The following is a 22700-nucleotide window of genomic DNA, read 5'->3' as shown; positions in this document are numbered from 1 at the left end:
ACTGAATATGACCGATCAGAAACCTTCCGTGTTGTTCGTGTGCGTGCACAACGCCGGACGATCCCAGATGGCCGCCGGCTTTCTCCGCCACCTCGCGGCAGGCCGCATCGAGGTGCGCTCTGCCGGGTCGATGCCCGCCGACAAGATCAACTCCATCGCGGTCGAGGCCATGCGAGAGGCGGGCATCGATATCACCGCCGAGCAGCCCAAGGTGCTGAGCACCGAGGCAGTGCAAGCTTCGGACGTGGTGATCACCATGGGCTGCGGCGACGCCTGCCCGTTCTTTCCCGGCAAACGCTACGAGGACTGGAAACTCGACGACCCCGCCGGCCAGGGCATCGACGCGGTGCGGCCGATCCGCGACGAGATCAAGACGCGGGTCGAGACGCTGATTTCAGAACTGCTCGAACCGTGACCCATGACGCGCCCGCAGCACCCGCGCGGCCGTCCGGGAGCGCCGCGGAGGTGTTCCGCGCGTTTCTGAAGCTCGGTGTCACGTCGTTCGGGGGGCCGATCGCACACCTCGGCTACTTCCGCGAGGAACTCGTCGCCCGCCGCAAGTGGGTGAGCGAGGGCCAGTACGCCGAGTTGGTTGCGCTGTGCCAGTTCCTCCCGGGCCCGGCGTCGAGCCAGGTCGGGTTCGCGCTCGGCCTGATCCGCGCCGGCTTCCGCGGCGCGGTAGCCGCGTGGGTAGCGTTCACACTGCCCTCAGCGCTGCTGCTCGTGCTCTTCGCCATCGGCGCCGTCAGGCTCGAGGGCATAATCGGGCAGGGCCTGATCGTGGGGTTGAAGGCGGTCGCGGTCGCGGTCGTCGCGCACGCAGTGATCGGCATGGCGCGCACGCTGACACCGGATCTGCGGCGCATCCTGATCGGTCTTGCCGCCGTAGGCTTGGCGCTCCTGCTCCCCGGCAGCCTCGGGCAGATCGCGGCGATCCTCACCGGTCTCGTCGCCGGGGTGCTGTGGTGCCGCGGTGCGGCCGTGTCTCGCGCGGAGGCACTCACGTTGCGCGTCTCCCGTAAGACGGGGATCGCGGCGCTGGTCGTCTTCGGCTGCCTGCTGGTGGGCCTACCGGTGCTCGCCGCGCTCACCCAGAACACCTGGGTCCAGATCGCTGACGCATTCACCCGCGCCGGGGCGCTCGTGTTCGGCGGCGGGCATGTCGTGCTGCCGTTGCTGCAGGCCGAACCCGCCGTTGCCAGTTCGATTGCTCCCGAACAGTTCCTCGCCGGCTACGGGGCAGCCCAAGCCGTTCCCGGCCCGCTCTTCACCTTCGCCGCCTACCTCGGCTTTGACATGGTGCCTGGCGCGCTCGCCCCCGTCGCAGCGCTGCTCGCGCTGATCGCCGTCTTCGTGCCCGGCCTTCTCCTGCTGGTCGCGGCTCTGCCGTTCTGGGATCGTGTGCGCCAGAACCCGAACATCCGAGCGACGCTCGCGGGCGCGAACGCGGCCGTCGTCGGAATCCTTGCCGCGGCGCTCTGGACCCCGGTGATCACTTCCGCGATCACCGGGATCCCATCCCTCGGCATCGCCGCAGCATGCTTCCTGCTCCTCACCGTGTGGAAGCTTCCCGCATGGATCGCCGTCCTCCTGGGGGCAGCGGCAGGGGTGACCGTGACCGCTACCGGCGTGGGCCTGGCCTGGGCTTGAACCAATCAGGTTCCTGTCCCTGCTGGTAGACGTCAGGGATGCCATCTGCGTCCGCATCAACCGCATCGCGCAGCGCGATGCGCCGGTACCGGCGGTTGCGGGTGCCGAGCAGGATCGCCGCGCCCGCTGCGGCGATCACGGAGGCCGTGAGAATCGCGACTTTCGCGTAGTCGTGCTCCACTGCGCCGGCGGGGAAGCTGAGTTCGGCGACGAGCAGCGACACGGTGAACCCGATGCCGGCGAGGAGCCCGACTCCGATCATGTCGATCCACCGCAACTCCGGGTCGAGCTTCGTGCGGAGCGCCTTCGTGGTGAGCCACGTCGTCGTCACGATGCCGAGCGGCTTGCCTAGGACGAGGGCGGCCACAATCGCGAAGGTAATGGGATTCGTCATCGCGTCACGGATCCCCGCAGGCCCGCCGACCGAGACCCCGGCGGCGAAGAACGCGAAAACCGGCACCGCGATCCCGGCCGACAGCGGGCGGAAACGGTGCTCGAACTCCTCCGCGAGCCCCGGACGGCCCGAGGCCGCCTCCCCGTCTGCGCGGCGGTGGAGCACCGGGATCGTGAATCCGAGCAGCACGCCCGCGATGGTGGCGTGCACGCCGGAGGCGTGCATCAGCGCCCACGCGACGACTCCGATGGGGAGCAGGATCAGCCAGGCCGCGAATGGGTGGATCCCGAAGAAGGCTCGGTAGCGTTGCGCGATGAACCCGTAGACCGCGATGACCGCGAACGCGAGAAGCAGCGGGAGGATCTCGATGTGGTCGGTGTAGAACACGGCGATGATGCTGATCGCGAGCAGATCGTCGACGACGGCGAGGGTGAGGAGGAAGATCCGCAATGCCGGGGGCAGGTGGGAGCCGATGATCGCGAGGACAGCGACGGCGAACGCGATATCCGTGGCGGTCGGGATCGCCCACCCCGCCCGGAGCTCGGGCTGCTGCCAGACGATCGCCGCGTAGATGAGTGCGGGCACGGCCACGCCGCCTGCGGCGGCCGCGATCGGGACGATCGCGGTGCGGAACTTCCTGAGGTCGCCGGCGACGAACTCTCGTTTGAGTTCGAGGCCGACGAGGAAGAAGAAGATCGCGAGGAGCCCGTCAGCGGCCCATGCCCCGAGGCTGAGGTTCAGGTGCCAGGGCTCGTAGCCGATCTTGAGATCCCGCAGTGCGAAGTACGCGTCAGCGGCGGGAGTGTTCGCCCAGATGATCGCGATGAGTGCGGCGGCGACGAGCAGCATGCCGCCGACGGCTTCTTTGCGCAGCAGCGCGCCGATGCGCGTCGCCTCGGCGAATGTGCCGTAGCGAGGGAAGGTTCGATCGGGTGGTGTTTGGGTGGCGTTCAAGTCATCTCCTGGAGTGGGCTTGCAGGCTGAGAGAGATCAGCTAGAACCAGACCCCTGCGCCGCGTCGGGACGAGGAGATCGATTCTGGATCAGGCTGCAGGCGTCGTGGGTGTGGTGCCAGAGAGCATCGCACCCCAGGAGGAGATGTACCCGTTCGTGCCGGGATGCGGCAGCACCCAGCCCGCCGGCATGAAAGCCGCGTGGAACCGATGTTGCGTCATCACTGTCAAGGGTATCAGCGCCCCCTGTTGGGTCACAGTGCGCCTCTTGCCCAGGCTTCGGTGAATCCACACTCCTCGATATCGCTCCAGGTGAGAGTGACGTCAGTCCATGACCCGTGTCCCGGCCCGAGGGCTTCCTCGAGACGATCATGCAGCACTGCAGGATCAGCGCAGTCCGTGAGGTCGAGCACGAGCACTTGCAGGTATCGGGCACGGTCGCGTTCCACGTCGTTATGCAACCGCGAGGCGAGGCCCGTCGGCAGGTTCACGAGCAGTGATTGCGGGAACCCTGTCGGTAGAAGGCAAGCGATACAGACCCTGCGGACGGCGGGATGCGTATCGAGTTCGTGTTTCAGATCTTGGATGGTGTCGTGCCAGCGGGCACGCGCAGTTTTCCGCGTCGTACAGCCCCGAAGATCTGCACCCCAGAGCATTCCGCGTGACGGAACATGTTCCAGATCAGCATCGGTGTGTGGTGCGTGCGGCAAGGGGTCGCCACGAACCAGGAACGAGATGGGCACGCAAGTCTCCTCAGAGGGTCGGGTCAGTACTGTTTCGCCGACCAGACTTCCCGGCACACCATCCGCTGGATGCGGCAGTGCCGCGCAGCGGTCTCCCACTCTACGCTCTCGCTGCTCTCCACGCGCAAGACCTGCCGTGGAAAGAGACTTCAATGTTTCTGGTGTTGCGGAGTAGAGTCGAGTGCGGTGCGCCGGGAAGTCTGGTCGGCACACCGCCTGTCCGGGTGGTGTTCATGAATGTTGAGGACACCCCTATGGATACGCGCACCGGGAGCATCGCGTTAGCACGTGTGCGCGACCTTGCCCACCGCGTCATTGCCCGCACCCGGTATCTCGCCGGCCATTCGCCAGCCCGCATCGCGATTCTGGTGTTCGCCGCCGCGGTGCTGCTGTTCACGGCGCTGCTCATGTTGCCGATCGCATCGCGCACCGGCACAATAACCGCGCTCCCCGATGCATTGTTCACGGCGGTGTCGGCGGTGACCGTTACCGGGCTCACGACGGTCGACACGGGCGAGCATTGGTCGATGTTCGGGCAGGTCGTGATCTTGGCCGCGATCCAGACCGGCGCGCTCGGGGTCGTTACGATCGCGCTGCTTCTTGCACGGATGGTGACCCGCAGACTCGGGGTCAGCGGCCGGGTGTTCGCGCAGTCGAGCATTGGCACCACCGGGCTCGGGGACGTGAAGCGCCTCCTCCGGGTCGTAGTCGTCACGACATTCACGATCGAATTCGTCCTGATGCTAGTCCTCGTCCCTGCATTCATCGTCGTCGAAGGGTCCTTCGGTTGGGGACTTTGGTACGGAGTGTTCTATGCGATCTCGGCATTCGCGAACGCGGGCTTCACGCCGCATGTCGGCGGCATCGGCCAGTTCGCTAACAACCCCTGGATCTTGTCCTCACTTGCGATCGGCGTGTTCGTCGGGAGCTTCGGGTTCCCCGTGTTCCTGAACCTGATCCGTGCAAAGTGGACGCGGAAGCGTTGGACGCTCCACACGAAGCTCACGATCATCACCACCATCGTGTTGTTCGTACTCGGCACGATCGCCTGGGCGGGGTTCGAGTGGGCGAACCCGGCCACGATCGGCGGCGAGACCTGGTGGGCGAAGATCGGAAACGCGTTCTTCGCATCGGCGATGCTGCGCTCCGGTGGTTTCGCTGTCATCGACACGGAATCTATGACAGCGACGACGATGCTGCTCAGCGACGCGCTCATGTTCGTCGGTGGTGGATCCGGCTCCACCGCAGGCGGCATCAAGGTCACCACCCTCGCCGTGCTATTCCTCGCGATCTGGGCCGAAGCGAAAGGCACCCAGCACACCAATGCCGCAGGCCGCAGGATCCCGAACAGCACCCTCAGGCTCGCGATCAGCGTCGTATTCCTCGGGGCCACGCTCGTGCTCACCGCCACCGCCCTGCTCACTACCGTGAGCAACGCCACGCTCGATCGTCTCTTGTTTGAGACCGTCTCTGCCTTCGCGACCTGCGGTCTGTCCGTCGGGATCTCTGCGGAAGTCGGACCGTTCGGAAAATATGTGCTCTCTGCGCTCATGCTCGTGGGTCGCGTCGGCCCGATCGCACTCGCGTCGGCGCTCGCCGTGCGACAGCGCAGAGAACTCTTCCGGCTCCCTGACGAGCGGCCTATCATCGGGTAGCCAGATAGAGGTCAGTGTCCGGCGCCGAGTCCGCCGGTAAGCCTCGTGTGGAACGCGGTCGTATAGTCATTCATCCCGATCAGCTCGACCGCCTTGCCATGCTGCTCGTACTTTGTCACGATCGCATCGAGCGCGGCCACAGTCGAGGCATCCCAGATATGCGACTGCGTCATATCGACCACGACGTGGCCGGGATCCTGGGCGTACTCGAACTGGGTGGTGAGGTCATTGCTCGAGGCGAAGAACAACTCACCGACGACTGTGTAATAGGCGCGCTCTTCACCGAAGTGCTCCATCACTTCCCGATTGACGGTCACGAAGTGCGCAACACGGCGCACGAACATCACCGACGCGACGAACACCCCGACCACGACCCCAATCGCGAGGTTATGGGTCGCGACGACGACCGCAACGGTCACAACCATGACCGTGGTCTCGCTCTTCGGCATCCGCTTCAGCGTGGAAAGCTTGATGGAATGCCAGTCAAAGGTGCCGACCGACACCATGATCATCACCGCGACGAGCGCCGCCATTGGGATCACGGCGACCACATCGCCGAGCACGACGATCAGGATAAGAAGGAATACGCCCGCGAGGAAAGTAGAGATGCGGGTGCGCGCCCCGGAGACCTTGACGTTGATCATGGTCTGCCCGATCATTGCGCACCCGCCCATGCCACCGAAGAAGCCGGAGACGAGGTTCGCGACGCCCTGCCCCCAGGACTCGCGCGTCTTGTTCGAATGCGTGTCAGTCACGTCATCGACGAGCTTCGCCGTCATCAGCGACTCCATCAACCCCACCAGCGCCATCGCGAGTGCGTAGGGCGCGATGATAGTGAGCGTCTCCCAGGTCAACGGCACGTTCGGAATGAACAACTCCGGCAGGCTCCTCGGGAGCTCGCCCTGATCGCCGACCGTCGGCACTTGGAGGGCGAACACCACCACGATCGCGGTGACCAGAACGATCGACACCAGCGGGGCGGGGATGACCTTCGTGAGTTTCGGCATGAACACCATCACCAGCAGACCGAGCGCGACCAGCGGGTACACGACCCATGGCACATCGATCAGGTGTGGGAGTTGCGCAGTGAAGATCAGGATCGCGAGCGCGTTGACGAACCCCACCATGACGCTCCGCGGGATGAACCGCATCAGCTTCGCCACACCGAACGCCGCAAGCACGATCTGCAACACGCCCGCGAGGAGGACGGTCGCGATGAAGTAGTCCATCCCGTACTCGCGGGCCACCGGGGCGATCACGAGTGCGATCGCCCCGGTGGCTGCGGTGATCATCGCGGGGCGACCGCCAACGAACGCGATCGTGATCGCCATGATGAACGACGAGAACAACCCGACCTTCGGGTCAACGCCAGCAATGATCGAGAACGAAATCGCCTCCGGGATCAGCGCGAGCGCGACCACCAGCCCCGCGAGCGCTTCGCGGGTGAGGAGGCGCGGGGTCTTAAGCGCCGTGCGCACGGAAGGTTCAGGGCGATACCGGTTGCGGTCTTCTACAGTGGTGCTAGTGGTCACACCCATCAACCCTAACGTAACGTGAGAGTTGGTGCGAAGAAGAATTGAGGACAACTTCGGGATGAGCGATACGGGAATGATGCATATTGGAGACCTCGCCGAACGCACAGAATTGTCCCTGCGCACCATTCGTCATTATGACGAGATCGGCCTCCTCGCACCTTCGGGACGTTCTGAGGGAGGTTTCCGACTGTATACCGAGGGCGACTACGACCGACTGATGCTCATCCGCCGAATGAAGCCCCTCGGCTACTCTCTCGACCAGATGGGCGATCTCCTGCACGCTATCGAAAGCGCTTCACCTTCTGGCGCCGACCAAGAGGACGCGCGCCGCACGCTAGTGGATTTCCGGCAAGACGCGATGGAGCGACGCGAAAAGCTCGTAGAGCAACTCAAGATGGCGGACGAGTTCCTCCGTCTCCTTGCCGCTGAAACGAAATGAGCAAATGTAGCCCCAACCGCTTTCCTGCTCGATCCGGAGTTCGGGGCGGGATCGCAAGCTGCAGGAACCCGGGTACGAGTCGCGGATCACTGAGCTTCATCCCAAGCGCCCGTCACGCCAGAAGATAACAGGTCAGTTTTGAGTCACGATTGCTGGCATGCCATCATCAAGCCCCGACTGCTCGGGACCATCACAAAGGATGGATGCAGTTGCGGCAATGCGCGCCCACACAGTTGGGGTTGCGCACAGGGTTGCACTCGTGTCTGCGTGCAACTCGGGCCAGGCTGACAAGAGCGTCAGGCGCTTCGGCGTCCTCTGCCGGACCGGTTGCGCTTGTGTTCTATGCGGAGGCAAGCATTCAGTACACATTTGCTTCATGCCACGATACAGACCTCGCTGGTGACTCGTTCACTAAGACCGCGCTCTCGGCGCATAGCTCTGAGAATCTGGTGCCTTGTTGCGGAGAGGAGGGCTGAGTTTCGCCAAGGCCGTCGAAATCCAAGTGCGCTGTGAACCGCAATCTTGAGCTCACGAGCGGCACCTTGCACGCCAGCGTGTGGGGCTCTCAAACCGAGGTCACGATTTGGAAAGAGAGCACCCAGATGGCCAACCGCTCATCACACGTTCCCTTCCTTCATGTTCTCTCTTGCAGGAAGAAGGTGCTCACAGTTGGCTATGGCGGGACGAATCGAAAAGCCGCTGCAGTCTGCGCCTCTTGGGTCGATTCACGCTTACGGTAAACCGCAGATGCAAGACGCGTGGTAGCTCGGGAGCAAGGCCGACGACGAGGCGGCCGGCGGTGGATTGACTGGGCTGCCGTGGCGGGCATAGGTGGTGCTGACCGCGGGCGCTGGGTGGGTTCTCGGGTGTGGGCCGGGTGCACCTGAGAGGTGACCATCCGGCAGCACCGCGTGCCGGGATCACCCATCACCGGGAGCCCCGATGCGAGAAGACCCCGCCACGCCCGCCGACCTCAAGCCGCTGCGTGTCGGGTCGCTGTTCTCCGGCTATGGGGGCCTCGATCTCGCCGTCGAGCACGTATTCCATGCCCGCACGATGTGGTTCTCCGAGATCAGCCCCGTGCAGCGTGTCTTCGCCCACCATTGGCAGGATGCCCCGAACCTCGGCGATATCACCGCCGTTGACTGGAGCACCGTGTCGCCGGTGGATATTCTCTGCGGCGGGTTCCCCTGTCAGGATGTCTCGACCGTCGGGAAGATGGCTGGCCTCGCACCGGGCACTCGTTCCGGTCTCTGGGCGCACATGGCCGAAGCGATCGACCAGCTCCGCCCCGGGTTCGTCGTCATTGAGAACGTGCGCGGTCTGCTCTCCGCCCCCGCAGTCCGCAGCGTCCCGGACCCTGCTGATGCAACCCCGCCTGCTGCAACCCTTGGAGGAGACGATCATGCAAGCCCTGCCGCTGCAACCCTTCGCGATCTGGAACCCGGCATGTGGGGTGTGGGAGACGAGTCAGGTCGACCTTTCCGGGCGCTTGGCGCCGTTCTTGGCGACCTGGCCGACCTCGGGTACGACGCGGCATGGCTCGGCCTTCCCGCTTCCAGTGTCGGTGCCCCGCATCCCAGGTTCCGTGTGTTCATCCTCGCCCGTGCCGCTGCTCCGGACGCCGCTGGCGTCGGATTCGTCTCGCGGCGGGGAAAGCCTCGATCAGGTGCGGGCGAGGCGGGGAACGATCGCGCTCTCCCATCAGGTCATCGACCTCGTACTGAACGGGCCCGATACCTCGAATCGGCGTATGGACGAATCGGAGATGCTGTGGTCCCTGGTCGGGCACATCTTCGAGCTTGGGGACGATACGCTACCGCCATCGCCAGGTGGGAGCACGTCACCGGAATGACGGCTCCAGTCCCCGCCATTCACCGGGCAGGGCAGGGGTTACGTCCCTCGCCGGGGTTCGTGGAATGGCTCATGGGCCTCCCGCCGGGGTGGGTGACCGGCCCCGGGATCGGGTTGACGGCGAATCAGCAGCTCACCGCGCTCGGCAACGGGGTGCTTTCTCTCCAAGCCGTCGCCGCGCTCACCACACTCACCCGCATCTTTCCCGTAGCCACCGAATCGTGGCGCCCGCTCTGCGGTTCAGGGCAGAAGCGCTGACGGAGCGAAGCCTGCCGGCGACGGCCGCTTCCACGATGCCTGGCCGAAGCGACCCGAGCGAAGGGTTCCTGGGTGCTTCGCCGCGCGAGGTATGTGGGGCTGTGGTTCTTATTGTTCGTCCTCGAATATCTCCTCGATCGGGAGGTGGAAGAGTCGGGCCAGGCGAAACGCGAGCGGGAGCGAGGGGTCGAACCGTCCGCGCTCGATCGAGATGATGGTTTGACGGGAGACGCCGAGTTCCTCAGCGAGGCGCTGCTGTGACCATTCTCGTTCCGCGCGCAGGTGAGGGAGCTTGTTCTTCACGACTCAGCCGTGCCTGCGCTGAGCGAGGTAGCGGATCCCGAAGGACGCCATCGAGAGCAGCACCACGGCGGCGACCGCGTACACGGCGGAGAGCTCGCTCCCGCTCAGCGTGATCGCCACGGTGCCCAGCCCGCCGATGAGGAGGGTATCGGTGAACGCGCCGCTGGCTGCGCGTTCGTGCCAGCGCGATTCGACGGACTGCTCCGGATTCGCGGTCGCGCCCCGCAGGGTGCTGCGGTCGACGATCAGCCCCCATACGATGCCAGTGAGAGGCCACAGCGACACCAGCCCGATAGCGATCCCGCCCAGGACTGGCCGGGAACTCGCGCTCTCTGTCGCGACGGCGATCAGCGCCAGGGCGACCGCGCCCGCTGCGCCAAACGGTGCGGCGGCCCACAGTGCGGGAAGTCTCCTGCCGCCGAACTTTACGCGGCCCCAGCGGCTCCGATCGCTCCCATTGGCCTGGTTCTCGCGGTACTCGTCCGTGCCCACATTGCTCCATTCCGTAAAGTGTATTTTACATCAACAGCTTGACATGTAAAGTCTGTTTTACGCAACTTCGGGGTGCCGAATTCGAGCAATGAGTCGTCTGCGACGCCTCGCCAGCGGCATGGCGCAGGCTCTCGCCTGTGCGCGCCGCCTGCCGTTCGTGACTTCAGGAAGCGTCGCGGTGGCGGGCCCGGTACTGGGTGGGGGTGATGCCGTGGTGCCTGGTGAATGCGGCGGTGGCGTGGGTGCGGCTGTGCCATCCGGCAAGCCTCGCGGCTTCTGCGATGCTGACGCCTGGGTGTTCGCTAAGGAGGGCGGCCATGCGGTAGGCGCGGGCGCGGGCGAGATAGGTAGCGGGAGGTATCCCGTAGGTGGCAGTGAACACGCGCCGCAGTTGCGACGGGGACAGATGCACGCGGGCGGCGAGCCCTACGGTCGTCCAGCGGGCGTCGGGCTCTGCAGCGAGGAGTTCCGCAACCATGCGAGCCTCGGGTCTCGGCCCGGCACGGCGTGCCCCGAGATCGAGAGCGTGTGCGGTGGCCGGGATGCCGGGATCCGCGGGCGGGGTGGCGTGGAGACTCCCGAGTTCGGTGATGAGAGTCCAGGACAAGCTCATCGCCTGCGCATGGTGTTCCAGGCCGAGAGGGAGCGAGAGGGCGTCGTCGAGGCGGTCGAGGACGTCGCAGACCCGGCGAAGGACCGGCTCGGTGAGGCGGGTCTCGTGGATCGGGGCGCGGTAGATGGCGTCGAGCATGCGCTTCGCTGCGGCACGGTCTGGGAGGAGGCCGGTGTAGAGCCAGTAGAGCTCGTCGATGATATAGCGGCGGTCGAACCCGACCCGGGTCACCTCGTACCCGGGGCCTGGGGTGATCTGGTAGCTCACGCCCGCGTCGATAGCGAGCACGTCTCCCGCGGAAAGCGGCAGCTTCCCGGCCGGGGACGCGAACTGCGCCCTCCCGGCCCGAACGAACTTGTACACGATCCTCGGGTCCTGCAGGCGCGCGGGCGCATCCATCACGGTGGTGACGATCGTGAGCGGCACTCCCCGGACTGCTGGAAGGACATCGCCACCGGTGGCGAGGAAACGGTGCGGCAAGGCTCCGTCCATCCCGGGGGCGAGAGCGGTCTCGTCCTGCCGTTGGGAGGGGTCTTGGTGCATCTCTCCGGTCTTCGTATGTCGGTGCCACCGGGGAGAACGCTGTCCTGGCGTGTGTCTGCGCGGGGAGGCGTTTCGGGGCGTTCTGGGGTTGGGGGTGGTGCGGCTCTGGAAGCCCGGCGTCTCCCTGGGACGGAGTCAGAGACCTCTCCTCCCCGATAAGGGGCTGGGTTCTCGTCTCCGTGAGGGGAGTCATCGGGGTCCAGAGCCGCACCGTGGGGTGCCGCCGAGGCGATGCCGTGTGTGGTTGTCATGACCCTGTAGGGCATCGGTGGGAGTCTCGACGGCGGCCGTCACCCCTCCCCGCGACCACCGGAACCTCGGAGAAAACGCGCCTCCCAGAAGGGGGAGGGAGAGGGTGGCGCGGAAGGTTCCTGGGGTGCGGGGCGGGAGGGAGACCCGGGAAAGGGGGTGACGGGCCGGTCGCCTGCACCATCTCTGGTGCGGGCGGTCTGGTCTTGAACGCCGGATCGGGGGGAACCGGGGTCCAGGGAATCTAAGGAAAGTGGGAGCGGTGCGAAGAATGCGTGCTCTTGAGGAAAGCTGTCCTTTCGCATGTGGTGCGGGCGGCTGGGATGGGGTGGGTTCTGGCGGCTCGCCCCGCATGCGAGACAGTGTTCCGGGGGTGGCCAGAACCCGCAGCGCCACGTTCAGTCGTCCACGAGTTCCAGGGGTCCTTGTACCCGTCTCCGGCGCTTTTCAACGCCGGAGACGGGGTGGGGCCGCGTGTTGGGTTACCCGTGTGCGGGGGTTGCCGTGGGGTCGTCTTCCTTGCGTCGGTTGCGGAGCAGGAACAGTGCCCCGCCCACCAGCAGGAGACCCGCGCCCAGGAGGCCTGCGGCACCGAGCATCTGCCCGCCAGTGATCGCGAGCGGCGGCTTCGGCGGGAAGGTGTTTGTGACCTTCGCCGTGTTGTCCGAACCGGTGAGGTTCACGAGAATGCCGTCGCTTGCCCCGCCTTCGGTCGACTCGTCACTGTCGGTGATGGTGACCTTCGCCCCGTCCGGGACGTTGGTCTCCTTCACCTGGCACGACACCCCGGCAGGCACCTGGATCGTACGCGACTCACCATCCTTCAGACGGAACTTGGCGTCTGCCGCAGGGAGCACGTACTCGCCGTCTGCGACCTCACCGTTCTCGCCAACACCTGGAATGGTGCAGGCGAGGGTGAAGTCGTAGAAGCCGCCGGTGCCGGGGCCTTCGACCTTCTTGGAGACGGTGAGTTCCGCGTTCTCGAAGGTGTTGACGGCCGAGATCGTGAGGACCTGCAACTCGTCCGGGGTCCCGGAAGTGACGGGCACCGAGTTCTCCCACGAGTCGAAGTCGACAGTGGACTCTGCAGCACCACCGGTGTTGACTTCTTCGCCGAAGCAGCGAGCGTCAAGCGGCAGCAGCCGCGGCTGCTCGTTGTCGTCGACGAGGTACTTCGTCTGCCCGCCCTTGATCTTCACGACACCTGAGTACACGTCCGTGAGGATCGTTTCGCCGAGGTCGTTCTCTTCCTCGATCTGGCAGGTGGTGAGGATCTCGAACATGCGATCCGCCGCGGCCGCAACCGCGATGTCGTCGCCCGCGAGGGTCTTCGACACCTGCACGGAGCCTGCGGAGACGAAGTTCGTCATGGAACCGGTCACGGTCCCAGACTGCTCCTCGACCGCATCCCACGGCACGGTCACCGTGACCGGCGCGGCGGGCGCGTCAGCGGAACCGTGGTCGGTTTCGGTGATCGTGCACGACGAGAACGCCGGCAGGCCGGCCATCACGTCACTGGTGACCGCGTTCGCACCGTTCACCGGCAGCGTGACCTCTTGATTCAGCACCTCGACAGCTGCGACCCCGTCGAGCTGCGGGTCGAAGGTGCACACGACCTGGAACTTCAGGACGTCGGTGGCTGCGAACTCGCCCGCCCCGGCCCCCGTCAGCGCCTTGTTGATCTGCACCCCGCCATAGGGCAGCAGGCCCGCGTCGATCGTGAGATCGTGCGTGTCACGGCCCAGGACGAGCGCGTCTGCCGTGCCCGTTGCGGGGTCGGCGTTCGAGTCGGCCGCCCGGTCGTCGCCCGCGGCCTTCACCGTGAACTCCGTCCCGTCGGGCCTCGTGAACGTCACCGTGTAGCCGTCCGCGTTCGAGGAACGCAACTGCTCGAAGACGTACTTCCCGTCATCGCCGGTAGTGGTGGAGATATCGACCAAGTTCCCGAGATCGTCGGTGCCCGTGACGCGCACGGGAATGCCGGTCGCGGGCTGCTCGGGTGATCCCTGCCACTGGTTCTGCACACCATCACGGTTGAAGTCCCACCACGTGGTGTCACCGATCGAGGACTCGATCGCGACCTCCGGGGACTCCGCCGAACGCACCGCGTTCTCCAGGCCGTCCGCGTACCCGGTCGCCCGGTTCACGTACACGTCCCCGCCGCGGTTATCGACACCGACCATACGGATCGTGAACTCGATCGCGGAGCCCGTGGAGAATGGGCCAGGACGCTGCACACGCACTGCAGTCACCTCAGATGCAGACGCCGGGCAATCAGCCACTGTCCCGCTGCCGGATGCCACAGCACCGCCAGCATCGGCATCACACCAGGTGATGTTCCCCGTCGCACCGTTCCGCGCGTTCCTCGGGTCTTCCGACGGGTTCGCGTTCTTTGTGTAGAGGATACGCACCTGCTGGCCCTGAATACTGCCATCGGTCACCTCGGCAGAGTGGAACGTGAATGAACCATGGAAATCAGACCCTAGCACCCCCTGCTTCGGGAGCACGTCGATGATGTCCGGATCGTTCGGCACCGGAGCATTGCCCGGCAGGCGGTTCGAGAACCTCACCGACCACTCGTTCAGCTCGTTGTTCGTCTGCCCGGCGCGGTTCACCTGCACCACGGGCGTCAGCGGCTGCTTCGTGATGCGCACACCGCGGATGTTCGAGATCTGGATCTGCGCCTCGTCCGAACGCTGCGCGAGCGTCGACGCGTCGTCCTGCGCCCACACTACGACCGTGTTCTCGTAGACGCCGTCCTCGGCGGTCGGGTCGACGGTCACCGACATGATGATCGGATCCATCGCCTTGTTGACCTCGTGCTGCGGAATCACCCAGCGAATGTATGTTTCACCGGTCGCGCAGGCGGGGCGCTTCGCGTCCGCCGGCGTGCTGGACTGCACGAGTACCGGTGTGAGCGACGCCGAGGCGTAGTTCTGAGATCCGGGGAGGCAATCCTCGACCCAGACATCCTTCAAGATGCCTGGAGTGGCGGCACCCGAGGTCAAAGACGGCTGCAAACGGTACTGCACCAGATCACCGCCCGTAGTCTGGGGAGGAGTATCCGAGAACTGGCCACTGTCACCCTTGCGCACCTGCTTATCGATACGGGCCTGCGCATGGGCAAGGATGAGACGGTCACCGCCCGAACCCGCATGCGACTCAGGATTGTAAGTCGCCTGCGACCAGTTATTGGCATGCGCGAGGAGTTCCTCAGACGTCAGTTCTTCGCCGATGACCATTTTCACACCGCCGTAATTCGGCAGGGTCGTTCCCGTGGGCATGCCGTTGTCAGCTGCGCGAAGCGCGATCGAGATCACAAGGTAGACCCCGTCGCCCAGGATCGCGTTGTTGGAGACCGGTTCAGGCAGGTTCACGAAGGCGCGGACCCGAGCCACAGCGGTATAGATCCCGTCTGCGGCAAGTGCAGTATCGTTGCCGGGAACCTCCGAAGGGTCGTCGTACCAGGGCCCCTGCGCATCGCCGCACTCGGTAGCCGCGCCTTCAGCGCCGGGAGCAGCCGAGTACTGGAACGTCACGTTCGGCACCTGGCTCTTCTGCGTCGCGAAGTATGTTCCGGGCACATTGTTGTAGCCGGAGACCCAGACCGCTTCGCCTTCTGAAGGCACTCGCTGCATTGCAGAGACGTATCCAGCGCCCACAGCCGCGGGAGCATCCACCGCGTGCAGGTTGAGTTTCGTATTGTCCCACGCATCACATCCAATCGCGCTCACCGGCGCAGGCGCATCCGGCCTGGTTCCTCGGAAGAACAGCTGCGAAGTCACAGTCTGCGTCGGCGCCACGGTGATACCACCACTGTTGATCGTGGCTCCCCCAGGAGGTCCTTCACCATGGATATTGTTGCTTGGCGAGAACTCCGTCGAGGTCATGTTGCCCTCGGCGCCGGGGAGCCCAGCGAACCGCTTTCTGAATCCCCCCGTGAGCTCGACGATGGGCGTCGTCGTGCGGTAATCGTTCCAATGCACGGGGCCAGTGACCCCAGTTGGCAGGCTCGTCGCGTTTTCGCCGGGCTGATCGACCGAGGTCTGCACGTCACTGACCGGATCGAAGCCTCTGATGTCGAGGTCGGTGTATGAGTTGAATGTCGGGAGTGTCCAAGAGGTATGTGTCGAGGATTCGGTACCGAAGTCGCGGATGACATCCACCGGGGTGTACACGTTAATTGCCTGCGCAATAGCGTAGGCTGCGTCTCCAGGCAGAGCGGTACCGACCGGGCGTAGAGCCTCGCTGGGATAGGTACGCAGGCTCATGTCGGGAGCCTTGATGGTGAGCGCGACAGGTGTTCCTGGGCCTGCCTGCAAGATACTCATCGTGCCGGAATCACGTACCGAGTTCGTCTCATTACGAGACGTCCCTTCTTGCACTCCAGTGGCATTGGCGCCGGGAACGCCGTAACCGGTCCCCCCGTTGTACGCACGAGAGCCGTACTTTTCGAGGTCGGCCTCGATCGCATCGATGTCGGTCCCGGAGAGCGACGGATACATCGCCGCGGGCGAGAGATCATCGGTGAAGGTGATATCGCCGATCGCCGGCATGGCCCCCTTGCCACCTGCAGGAGCGGAGAACAACACGTGGTAAGTGGTCTGCTTGCACGTACGAGCCGTGTCCCAGGGGCACTGAGTATTGATCGGAACATAGTGGTATCCGGTGTTCTCCTGCAGCGCGACACCATTCTTCGAGATGTCCCACATTAACCGCGCCGATGCCTTCACGTTGGGAAGGTCAGCTGTGTCGATCGCGACACCGTTGTACCCGTCGGCGACGATCTGTGCCGCGGTGATGGGGAGGTCCTCGCCCTGGTGGGCGAGGTTCAGGACCTTCACGGTCACGTCGACGATGTCGGTGCCGGACACGATCGTGCCACGGTTGCAGACCAGGGTCTGCTCTTCGAGTTCATCGATCGAGTCCGCGGTCAGCGGGATCGTAGGCTCACCCGCAGTCGCCGGGGTGATCGATGACCCGTCGGCCTGGCAGAAGCCGGGGAGTTCGGTGATCTCCATGCCTTTGGGGAACGTGATCGTGAACGTCGTGTTCTCCGCCATGCTCGAAGGGACGGCGTACTCGACCTCGTAGGTGACGGTATCGTTCACGCGCACGACCCCGTTGTTCGGGCCCGAGTCGTTACCCGCGTTGCTATCGGCATCCCAGCCCGGGGTGCCGTCGGACTTGATGCGCACATCGAGTGCGAGCGTCGGCAGCGTCGGGTCGGGGTCGTCGATATCGAGCGGCACGACCGGGACATCATCGCCGGCATCATCACTGGCAGGCGCGTCCCCTGTGTCCCCTTGCACGGGAGCGTCACCCTCAGGAACGTCCAGGCTGGGTGCATCTCCTGCCGGGGAGTCGGTCTGCGGGGCGTTGGTCGTGGGCGCCTCGGTCGCGGTGTCGGGGTCTTCTGCCCACGACACCGTCGCGGGAGTCAGGGTGAACGCCAACGCGACCGTTAGCACGGAAGCAAGGACTTTACCCCCCCCCCCCCGAAAATGAGGGGTCGTCTCGCGGGGCGTGGACCCGGCGACTGGTTACTGATGTGCACTGTGTCTCCTCGTTCTCTCCATACAACGACAGGGCGTGTAGGAAGCGGATCCCCCGCCAGGGGCCTGCTCTCCACGGAATCTGCACACACCAGAGCGCACGCAGACGGGTATCCCTTCACACGTAAAGACCCCCATCGGGTGCGCAGTGTTACAGGGTTCTGGAATATTCACCGGAAATCTTTGCCCGCGCGGGACGCACGTCGTCACGCGCGGAAGGCTCGCCATCGAGATTCCCTGGCCCTAGTCCCTGAGTATCCAGTTCGGTGTCGTATCGTCGGGCGACACGACGGGTTCACCCTCGGGAAGTTCTGGACCTCCCTCTTCCGGAGCGTCATCATCCGAAGTAGTACTGGTGCCGGGGGGACGCTCGTCGGGTTCCGGGACGGAAGACGGCGTCGTTTCCTGCTCTCCGGGGTCAATGGCCGGAGCATCGGCCGTTTCGGTGCCCGTGGTCGGGGTAGTGGGGGTGCCGGTGGCGTCCATCGGGAACAGAGTGAACGCGCCGGCGATCAAAAGGGCGATGCCTGCGGCAAGTCCCACCCAGCCTGCGATCTTGCTGCCGCTCACCGTCCCCGCCGTCGGCCCCGCTTCCGCCGACCGCTGCGCATGGGTTGCCGCCGACGCGGCTGGCGCTTCACCGCCCGCGAGGGTGACGGCGCCGGCGATACCAGTGCCGGCGATGAGGGGTCCTGCCCAGGCACGCAGCTGCTGTCCGAGGTCTCGCAACCGCGACACCTGGACCCTGCAATCCGGGCAGCCGGGCAGGTGCCCTTCCACCCTGCCGGTATCGCGTCTGCCGAGTTCGCCCCGCACATGCTCACCGAGGAGGCCGGCGGTTTCCGCGCACCCGGGATCGCGGGAGTCGACGTACTGCTGCAGGTATGCTGCGGCAAGTTTCTTCCGGGCCCGGTGCGCGATCACCCGCACCGCACCGGCCTGCATGCCCAGATACTCGGACGCGGACTCCGCCGTGACCCCCTCGACTTCCAGCAGCCACAGCACCCGGCGGGCATCGCCGGCGAGCGTCCGGTAAGCGCGGCCGATCTGATCTCGCTCCCCAAGCGTCTCGACCCCGGACTCGGCGGCCTCGTCGAACAACTCGGCAAACACGTCCGGGGCGACCGTCACCGTCCCCGCGTCCACTTGGCTGGTGCGGATCGCTTCGCTCCTCAACGAGATCAGCACATACCCCAGCATCGAATCCGTAGGCCCTTTCCCGTTGGATAACGCCCGAAACACCCGGGTAAAGGTCTCCGACACGAGATCCTCGGCCTTGCCACGGTCACGCACCATCACGAGTGCCTGCGAGAACGCCGCATCCTGATGCCGGGCATACAACTCACTAAACGCCGCACGCCCAGTAGCCGTGTCGGCACCGGCACGTACCAGATCACACAACGAACGGTCATCCAAAGCCTGCACCTCAACCCGAGGCAAGGGGTGCGGCTCTGAAGGGCGCAACGCAGCATCACTCATAACGCCTACACCTCCCCGACTCTGCGACACACCCCTACCGCTCAGCACTCCGTCAACAACCCCCGGAATCCCGCCGTTTCTGCTCTGATGATAACTCGAACCTGAGAATTCCCAGGGTGAACGACCGGGTGAAGATACGCACGCCCAGCACCCTCCGAGATCCAGAAATCCGCGACATTCAGGACAAACACGCGGGGCCACACGCCGAATGTCTGGTAAACGCGCATCTTTGACTTTTGTGGAGGGAACGCTCCCCGGGGGCAGTTCGGGACCCCGCATGCCGAGCGGTTCGGGAGAGACGGGTGCGACTTCGGGTCTGGTATCAGTCTGGTGTTCGCGCATCATGCGTCTGGCAGACACCCTATTCCACCGATGACACTCGCGATCCTGGCAGGGAGGGTGGTAGGCCGGGAGGTATCTGATCGGGTTCAGCGTCGAGCCTGACGGACTCGCGACACGCGCGCCCGCCTCACGATACTGGTTCGGCGTCTCCCGGCGCACCTCACAGGTGAACGGGGGCTTCCTGCTGCGCGCACCCCCCGCATGACGGGAGGAGATGACTGCATGACTGGCAACGTACAAGACAGCGGAGCACGTACGGCACGCGAGGCCAAGCTCGATGAGGTGCGCGAAGCGTTGAACGCGCAGGTCGAGAAGCTTGTCACGGGCGAGGACTGGAAGTGTGCGCTGTCGTTCGCGGCGAAGTTCCGCTCACGTTCAGTGAACAACTCGTGGCTGATCTTCGCACAGCACCAGGCCGCGTGGGAGGCGGGCCGGGTGCCCGAGCCGATGCCCACGTATGTGGCGGGGTTCCGGCAGTGGGAACAGCTCGGCCGCCACGTCGAGAAGGGCCAGAAGGGGTATGCGATCCTCGCCCCTGTGATCGGGAAGTTCGCGTCGAGGACCCCGGCCAATCCGATGTCGTGGCGCAGGCTCGCCCCGCGTGAGGCACCGCTGCCGGGTGAGAAGGTGAAGTCGGAGATGGTCGGCGCGAAAGTCGCCTACGTCTTCGACATCTCCCAGGCCACCGGCCCCGAGGTACCCCTCCCGCCGTCACCGCAGCTCCTCGCAGGCGAGGCGCCGGCCAGGCTTCGCGAGGGTCTGATCCGGCAGGTCGAGGAGGCCGGGTTCCAGTTTCTGCCGGTGCCGCACGAGGGCATGATCCACGGCGCGAACGGCATCACCAAGTTCGATGATCGTCAGGTTGCGGTGCGGACGAACATGGACGATGCGGCTCAGGTGAAGACGCTCGTGCACGAGCTCGCGCATGTGAAGATGCACGGCCCCGACCAGGTGGAGGCGCGGCAGCATCGCGGGATTGGTGAGGTGGAGGCCGAGTCGGTCGCGCTCATGGTTGGTGCCGCGCACGGCATGGATACGAGCGTCTACACGATCCCGTATGTGTCGGGGTGGGCGATGGCCGCCGACGGGAAGAACCCGGTCCAGATCGTGCAGGCCACGGCCGAGCGCGTGCGGAAAGTCGCGCTCGAGATCCTGGACCAGCTCGACACCGTGCAGATCAGCGACGGCACCCCGCCCGGTCTCACCCGAAACGACCCCGAGCGCGCGACTGCGAAGCAGGCCGAACGGAAAACCCCGGCACGCCCCGCTGCACGGAAACCAGCACAGGTGGCGCGGCCCCTGGCCGCGGTTCGGGGGTTGTGATGGATGCCGAACAGCTCCTCGCCCCAGTGGCCGGCCTGTCGCTGGCGGATGCCGCGCAGCACTATGCGAGTCTCGGGGTGCCGGTGTTCCCGTGCGTGCCGGGTGAGAAGCGGCCGCTCGTGGCGCACGGCTTCAAGGACGCGACCGCTGACCCGGCCCAGGTGGGTGCGTGGTGGCGGCGCTGGCCGGAGGCGAACATCGGCATCCCGACCGGCCCTGCCTCCGGGATCGAAGTCGTCGATGTTGATGTGAAGGGCGATGAGCCGCGCGGGCCCGTCTCGTGGCAGCGTGCCACGCAGGCCGGCTTCCTTGACGGCTGGGCGGCGCACATCGTCACCCCGTCGGGCGGCCTGCACGCCTACTATCCGGCGGCGGACATCGAGCAGCGCTCGTGGGCGTCGGGGAATGCGCAGCTCGACTTCCGGGGCACCGCCGGCTACATCGTCGCCCCGCCATCGCGCACCCTCATCGACGGGCAGGTGGTCGCGTATCAGCTCCTCGATCTCGCCACCGGCGAAGTGCAGCCGGTGGATGCGACAGCGTTGCGGGAGTTCCTCGATCCTCGCCCGGTGCGGCCGACGTGGCAGGGGCAGCCGTTCCGGGGCACCCTGGAAGAGCGCACCCAGCGCATTGCGGCGTGGCTTGGCGGGCGGGAGCAGAGCGAACGGAATCAGGGCCTCTACTGGGCCTCCTGCCGTCTTGCCGAGAACGGCGCCACCCTCGGCGAGGCGTTCTCGGCGCTCGGCCCGGTCGCCGAGCAGATCGGGCTCGCACCTCCGGAAATCGCACGCACGATCCGCTCCGCCTACCGCGACCCCGCCCCCTCGCCGTCGGCATCGACGGCGGAGAGGTCGCGGTCGATCGCGCAGCGCGTCCCGGTGGATCGAGGGCGGGTGCTCGCATGAACGACACGAGAACACGCCGGGGTGGCAGGCTGGCCGTGATGACCGCGGTCGCCGGCACGGTGCTGATTGCGGCCGGTGCGTTCTGGCTCAGCTTCACCGCACTGGCCGATCTCGCCCGCAGGTCTGGGATCGAGGCCGGGCAGGCGTGGGCGTGGCCGCTGATCGTGGACGGCATCATCGTCGTCTCAACCGTCGCCGTCGTCGCCCTCGCGGGGAACCGGGCCGCCTGGTATCCGTGGCTGCTGCTGATCTGCGGGGCCGGGCTGTCGGTCGCCGCGAACTCTATCCATGCGATCGTCGCCGCCGACGCCGACGTACCCGCGGTGCTCGCCGCATCAGTTGCGGCGGTGCCGCCTCTGGTGCTGCTCGCAATCACGCACCTCACCGTGATCCTCACCCGCCACCAACCCCAAGAAAATGCGGCAGCCACGGAAGGCGCGAGTGCGGATACTGAGGTGGTGCACGCCGAGGCAGCCGCAGTGCCGGTGGCAGCGATGTCTCCGAGACCAGTGCTCGGGGTGCCGATACTCGCAGCCCCACCAGAGCCCGAGCGGGACGATCTGGCGATGCCCGCACCAGGCGAGGCGACGGGGCGGGGCACCTGGTCGGGACGTGAGGTCGCGGAGGTGCTGCGAGCGGGCGGCTGGTCAAACAAGAAGATCGCCCGCTACCTCGACGTGCACCCTTCGACCATCGGCCGCTGGCTCCCACAGGCCCCCAAGCCAACGACTGAGCCCGACGCCAAACTGCCAGAGGAGGCTGGCAAAGATCCCGAAGCTGCGCCAGCGGTACCGACGGCGGCAGTACCCGAGAACGAGGAGGAACCCTCATGAACACCGAAGCACACCTGCCCGAGGGCACGGAGGCAGCGCGGGCGCGTCTGCATTCCGCGCTCGCGGCGGCGATGAACACCGAACGCACGCCCGCACCGGAGGCGACGGTTCCGGAGGTGGAGCGGTCGATGCTCGCCGTGCACCGTGACCCCTCTCTGATCGCACGCGACCAGGCCGAGCACGACACTCCGGAGGCCGACGCTGCGGAGCCGGAGACGCCCGCAGCCGAAGCAGCAACGGAGGCAAAGCGTCGGACGCAGGTCCGGTGGGTGCGTCCGACCGAGCTGGCGATGCAGGGCGGGGCCCGGGCAACGGGCTGGGGGCTCGATCTGCGGGCCGACCTCGCCCAGCGGCTCCGCGACGCCCGCACGGAGCGCCCGCAGGACCGCACCGAGCGCCGTGCGGAACGGAGTGAACGGGCATCACGGCTACCGGACCTGTCGATCGCTGGCCGCCGCCGGAATGCGCGGCGGCAGGAGCTGGCGCGTTCGGGGATGGGTCTGAGGTGATCCGCCATGCACGCAGCGACTTGCCGGTTCGCGCAGGACCTCCCAGGGCCGATGCACCCCGGGTGCACCTGCT

At 65.8% G+C, this 22700-nt stretch carries 18 protein-coding genes; 9 read left to right on the top strand and 9 right to left on the bottom strand.

Features of this window, described 5'->3' with window-relative positions:
• The first annotated feature begins 7 nt into the window (after window positions 1-7).
• Window positions 8-415 carry an arsenate reductase ArsC gene (locus tag EV139_RS00455; RefSeq protein WP_130452366.1) on the top strand — a complete coding sequence of 136 codons (408 nt, stop codon included), beginning with the start codon at window positions 8-10 and terminating at the stop codon, window positions 413-415.
• A complete protein-coding gene (gene chrA, locus EV139_RS00450; protein WP_241988925.1) occupies window positions 412-1650 on the top strand; it encodes a chromate efflux transporter in 1239 nt (412 codons plus the stop codon). Before EV139_RS00455 ends, chrA begins: the two co-directional genes overlap by 4 nt.
• Here chrA and nhaA read toward each other — a convergent pair.
• From nhaA to EV139_RS00440, 3 genes are all read right to left on the bottom strand, one after another.
• Entirely contained in the window at window positions 1622-2998 is a 1377-nt protein-coding gene (gene nhaA / locus EV139_RS00445) for a Na+/H+ antiporter NhaA (RefSeq protein ID WP_130452365.1), read from the bottom strand. The genes chrA and nhaA overlap by 29 nt on opposite strands.
• Before the next feature lie 89 nt (window positions 2999-3087).
• Complete coding sequence (locus EV139_RS16195) at window positions 3088-3219, bottom strand: hypothetical protein (RefSeq protein ID WP_272928720.1); 132 nt, start codon at window positions 3217-3219, stop codon at window positions 3088-3090.
• Between the two features lie 32 nt (window positions 3220-3251).
• A complete protein-coding gene (locus EV139_RS00440) occupies window positions 3252-3740 on the bottom strand; it encodes a hypothetical protein (RefSeq protein WP_130452364.1) in 489 nt (162 codons plus the stop codon).
• Window positions 3741-3994: 254 nt separating this feature from the next.
• Here EV139_RS00440 and EV139_RS00435 point away from each other — a divergent pair, with 254 nt between their 5' ends.
• A complete protein-coding gene (locus tag EV139_RS00435; RefSeq protein ID WP_130452363.1) occupies window positions 3995-5395 on the top strand; it encodes a TrkH family potassium uptake protein in 1401 nt (466 codons plus the stop codon).
• A gap of 11 nt (window positions 5396-5406) precedes the next feature.
• Here the strand turns inward: EV139_RS00435 and EV139_RS00430 are convergent, their stop codons facing one another.
• Complete coding sequence (locus EV139_RS00430) at window positions 5407-6933, bottom strand: SulP family inorganic anion transporter (RefSeq protein WP_130452362.1); 1527 nt, start codon at window positions 6931-6933, stop codon at window positions 5407-5409.
• Between the two features lie 55 nt (window positions 6934-6988).
• Between EV139_RS00430 and EV139_RS00425 the strand changes: the two genes are divergently transcribed.
• Both EV139_RS00425 and EV139_RS00420 read left to right on the top strand, forming a co-directional pair.
• On the top strand, window positions 6989-7369 hold the full coding sequence (locus EV139_RS00425) for a MerR family transcriptional regulator (RefSeq protein ID WP_130452361.1): 381 nt from the start codon (window positions 6989-6991) through the stop codon (window positions 7367-7369).
• A 942-nt stretch (window positions 7370-8311) separates the two neighbouring features.
• A complete protein-coding gene (locus tag EV139_RS00420; RefSeq protein WP_130452360.1) occupies window positions 8312-9481 on the top strand; it encodes a DNA cytosine methyltransferase in 1170 nt (389 codons plus the stop codon).
• Window positions 9482-9589: 108 nt separating this feature from the next.
• On the opposite strand, the gene EV139_RS00415 is transcribed toward EV139_RS00420, so the two are convergent.
• From EV139_RS00415 to EV139_RS00395, 5 genes are all read right to left on the bottom strand, one after another.
• A complete protein-coding gene (locus EV139_RS00415; RefSeq protein WP_130452359.1) occupies window positions 9590-9784 on the bottom strand; it encodes a helix-turn-helix transcriptional regulator in 195 nt (64 codons plus the stop codon).
• A 3-nt stretch (window positions 9785-9787) separates the two neighbouring features.
• Complete coding sequence (locus EV139_RS00410) at window positions 9788-10276, bottom strand: hypothetical protein (RefSeq protein ID WP_130452358.1); 489 nt, start codon at window positions 10274-10276, stop codon at window positions 9788-9790.
• Window positions 10277-10439: 163 nt separating this feature from the next.
• Window positions 10440-11432, bottom strand: a complete 993-nt coding sequence (locus EV139_RS00405; RefSeq protein ID WP_130452357.1) for an AraC family transcriptional regulator — start codon at window positions 11430-11432, stop codon at window positions 10440-10442.
• Between the two features lie 731 nt (window positions 11433-12163).
• Window positions 12164-17152 (bottom strand): DUF5979 domain-containing protein, encoded by a 4989-nt coding sequence (locus EV139_RS00400; RefSeq protein ID WP_130452356.1) that lies wholly within the window; start codon window positions 17150-17152, stop codon window positions 12164-12166.
• Window positions 17153-17479: 327 nt separating this feature from the next.
• On the bottom strand, window positions 17480-18715 hold the full coding sequence (locus tag EV139_RS00395; protein ID WP_198677395.1) for a sigma-70 family RNA polymerase sigma factor: 1236 nt from the start codon (window positions 18713-18715) through the stop codon (window positions 17480-17482).
• A gap of 564 nt (window positions 18716-19279) precedes the next feature.
• Here EV139_RS00395 and EV139_RS00390 point away from each other — a divergent pair.
• Genes EV139_RS00390 through EV139_RS00375 form a run of 4 tightly spaced genes read left to right on the top strand, consistent with a single transcriptional unit; the run spans window position 19280 to window position 22627 of the window.
• A complete protein-coding gene (locus tag EV139_RS00390; protein WP_130452354.1) occupies window positions 19280-20380 on the top strand; it encodes an ArdC-like ssDNA-binding domain-containing protein in 1101 nt (366 codons plus the stop codon).
• Window positions 20380-21285, top strand: a complete 906-nt coding sequence (locus EV139_RS00385; protein WP_130452353.1) for a bifunctional DNA primase/polymerase — start codon at window positions 20380-20382, stop codon at window positions 21283-21285. The genes EV139_RS00390 and EV139_RS00385 overlap by 1 nt, the downstream gene beginning before the upstream one ends.
• Before the next feature lie 38 nt (window positions 21286-21323).
• Window positions 21324-22118 carry a DUF2637 domain-containing protein gene (locus tag EV139_RS00380; RefSeq protein WP_237462950.1) on the top strand — a complete coding sequence of 265 codons (795 nt, stop codon included), beginning with the start codon at window positions 21324-21326 and terminating at the stop codon, window positions 22116-22118.
• Window positions 22115-22627, top strand: a complete 513-nt coding sequence (locus EV139_RS00375; RefSeq protein WP_237462949.1) for a hypothetical protein — start codon at window positions 22115-22117, stop codon at window positions 22625-22627. The genes EV139_RS00380 and EV139_RS00375 overlap by 4 nt, the downstream gene beginning before the upstream one ends.
• Window positions 22628-22700: the final 73 nt, after the last annotated feature.

It is taken from the genome of Leucobacter luti, from assembly GCF_004217175.1.
GTDB lineage: Bacteria > Actinomycetota > Actinomycetes > Actinomycetales > Microbacteriaceae > Leucobacter > Leucobacter luti.
The sequence above is the reverse complement of the archived record's forward strand: the minus strand, read 5'-3'. Positions and strand labels throughout refer to the sequence as shown.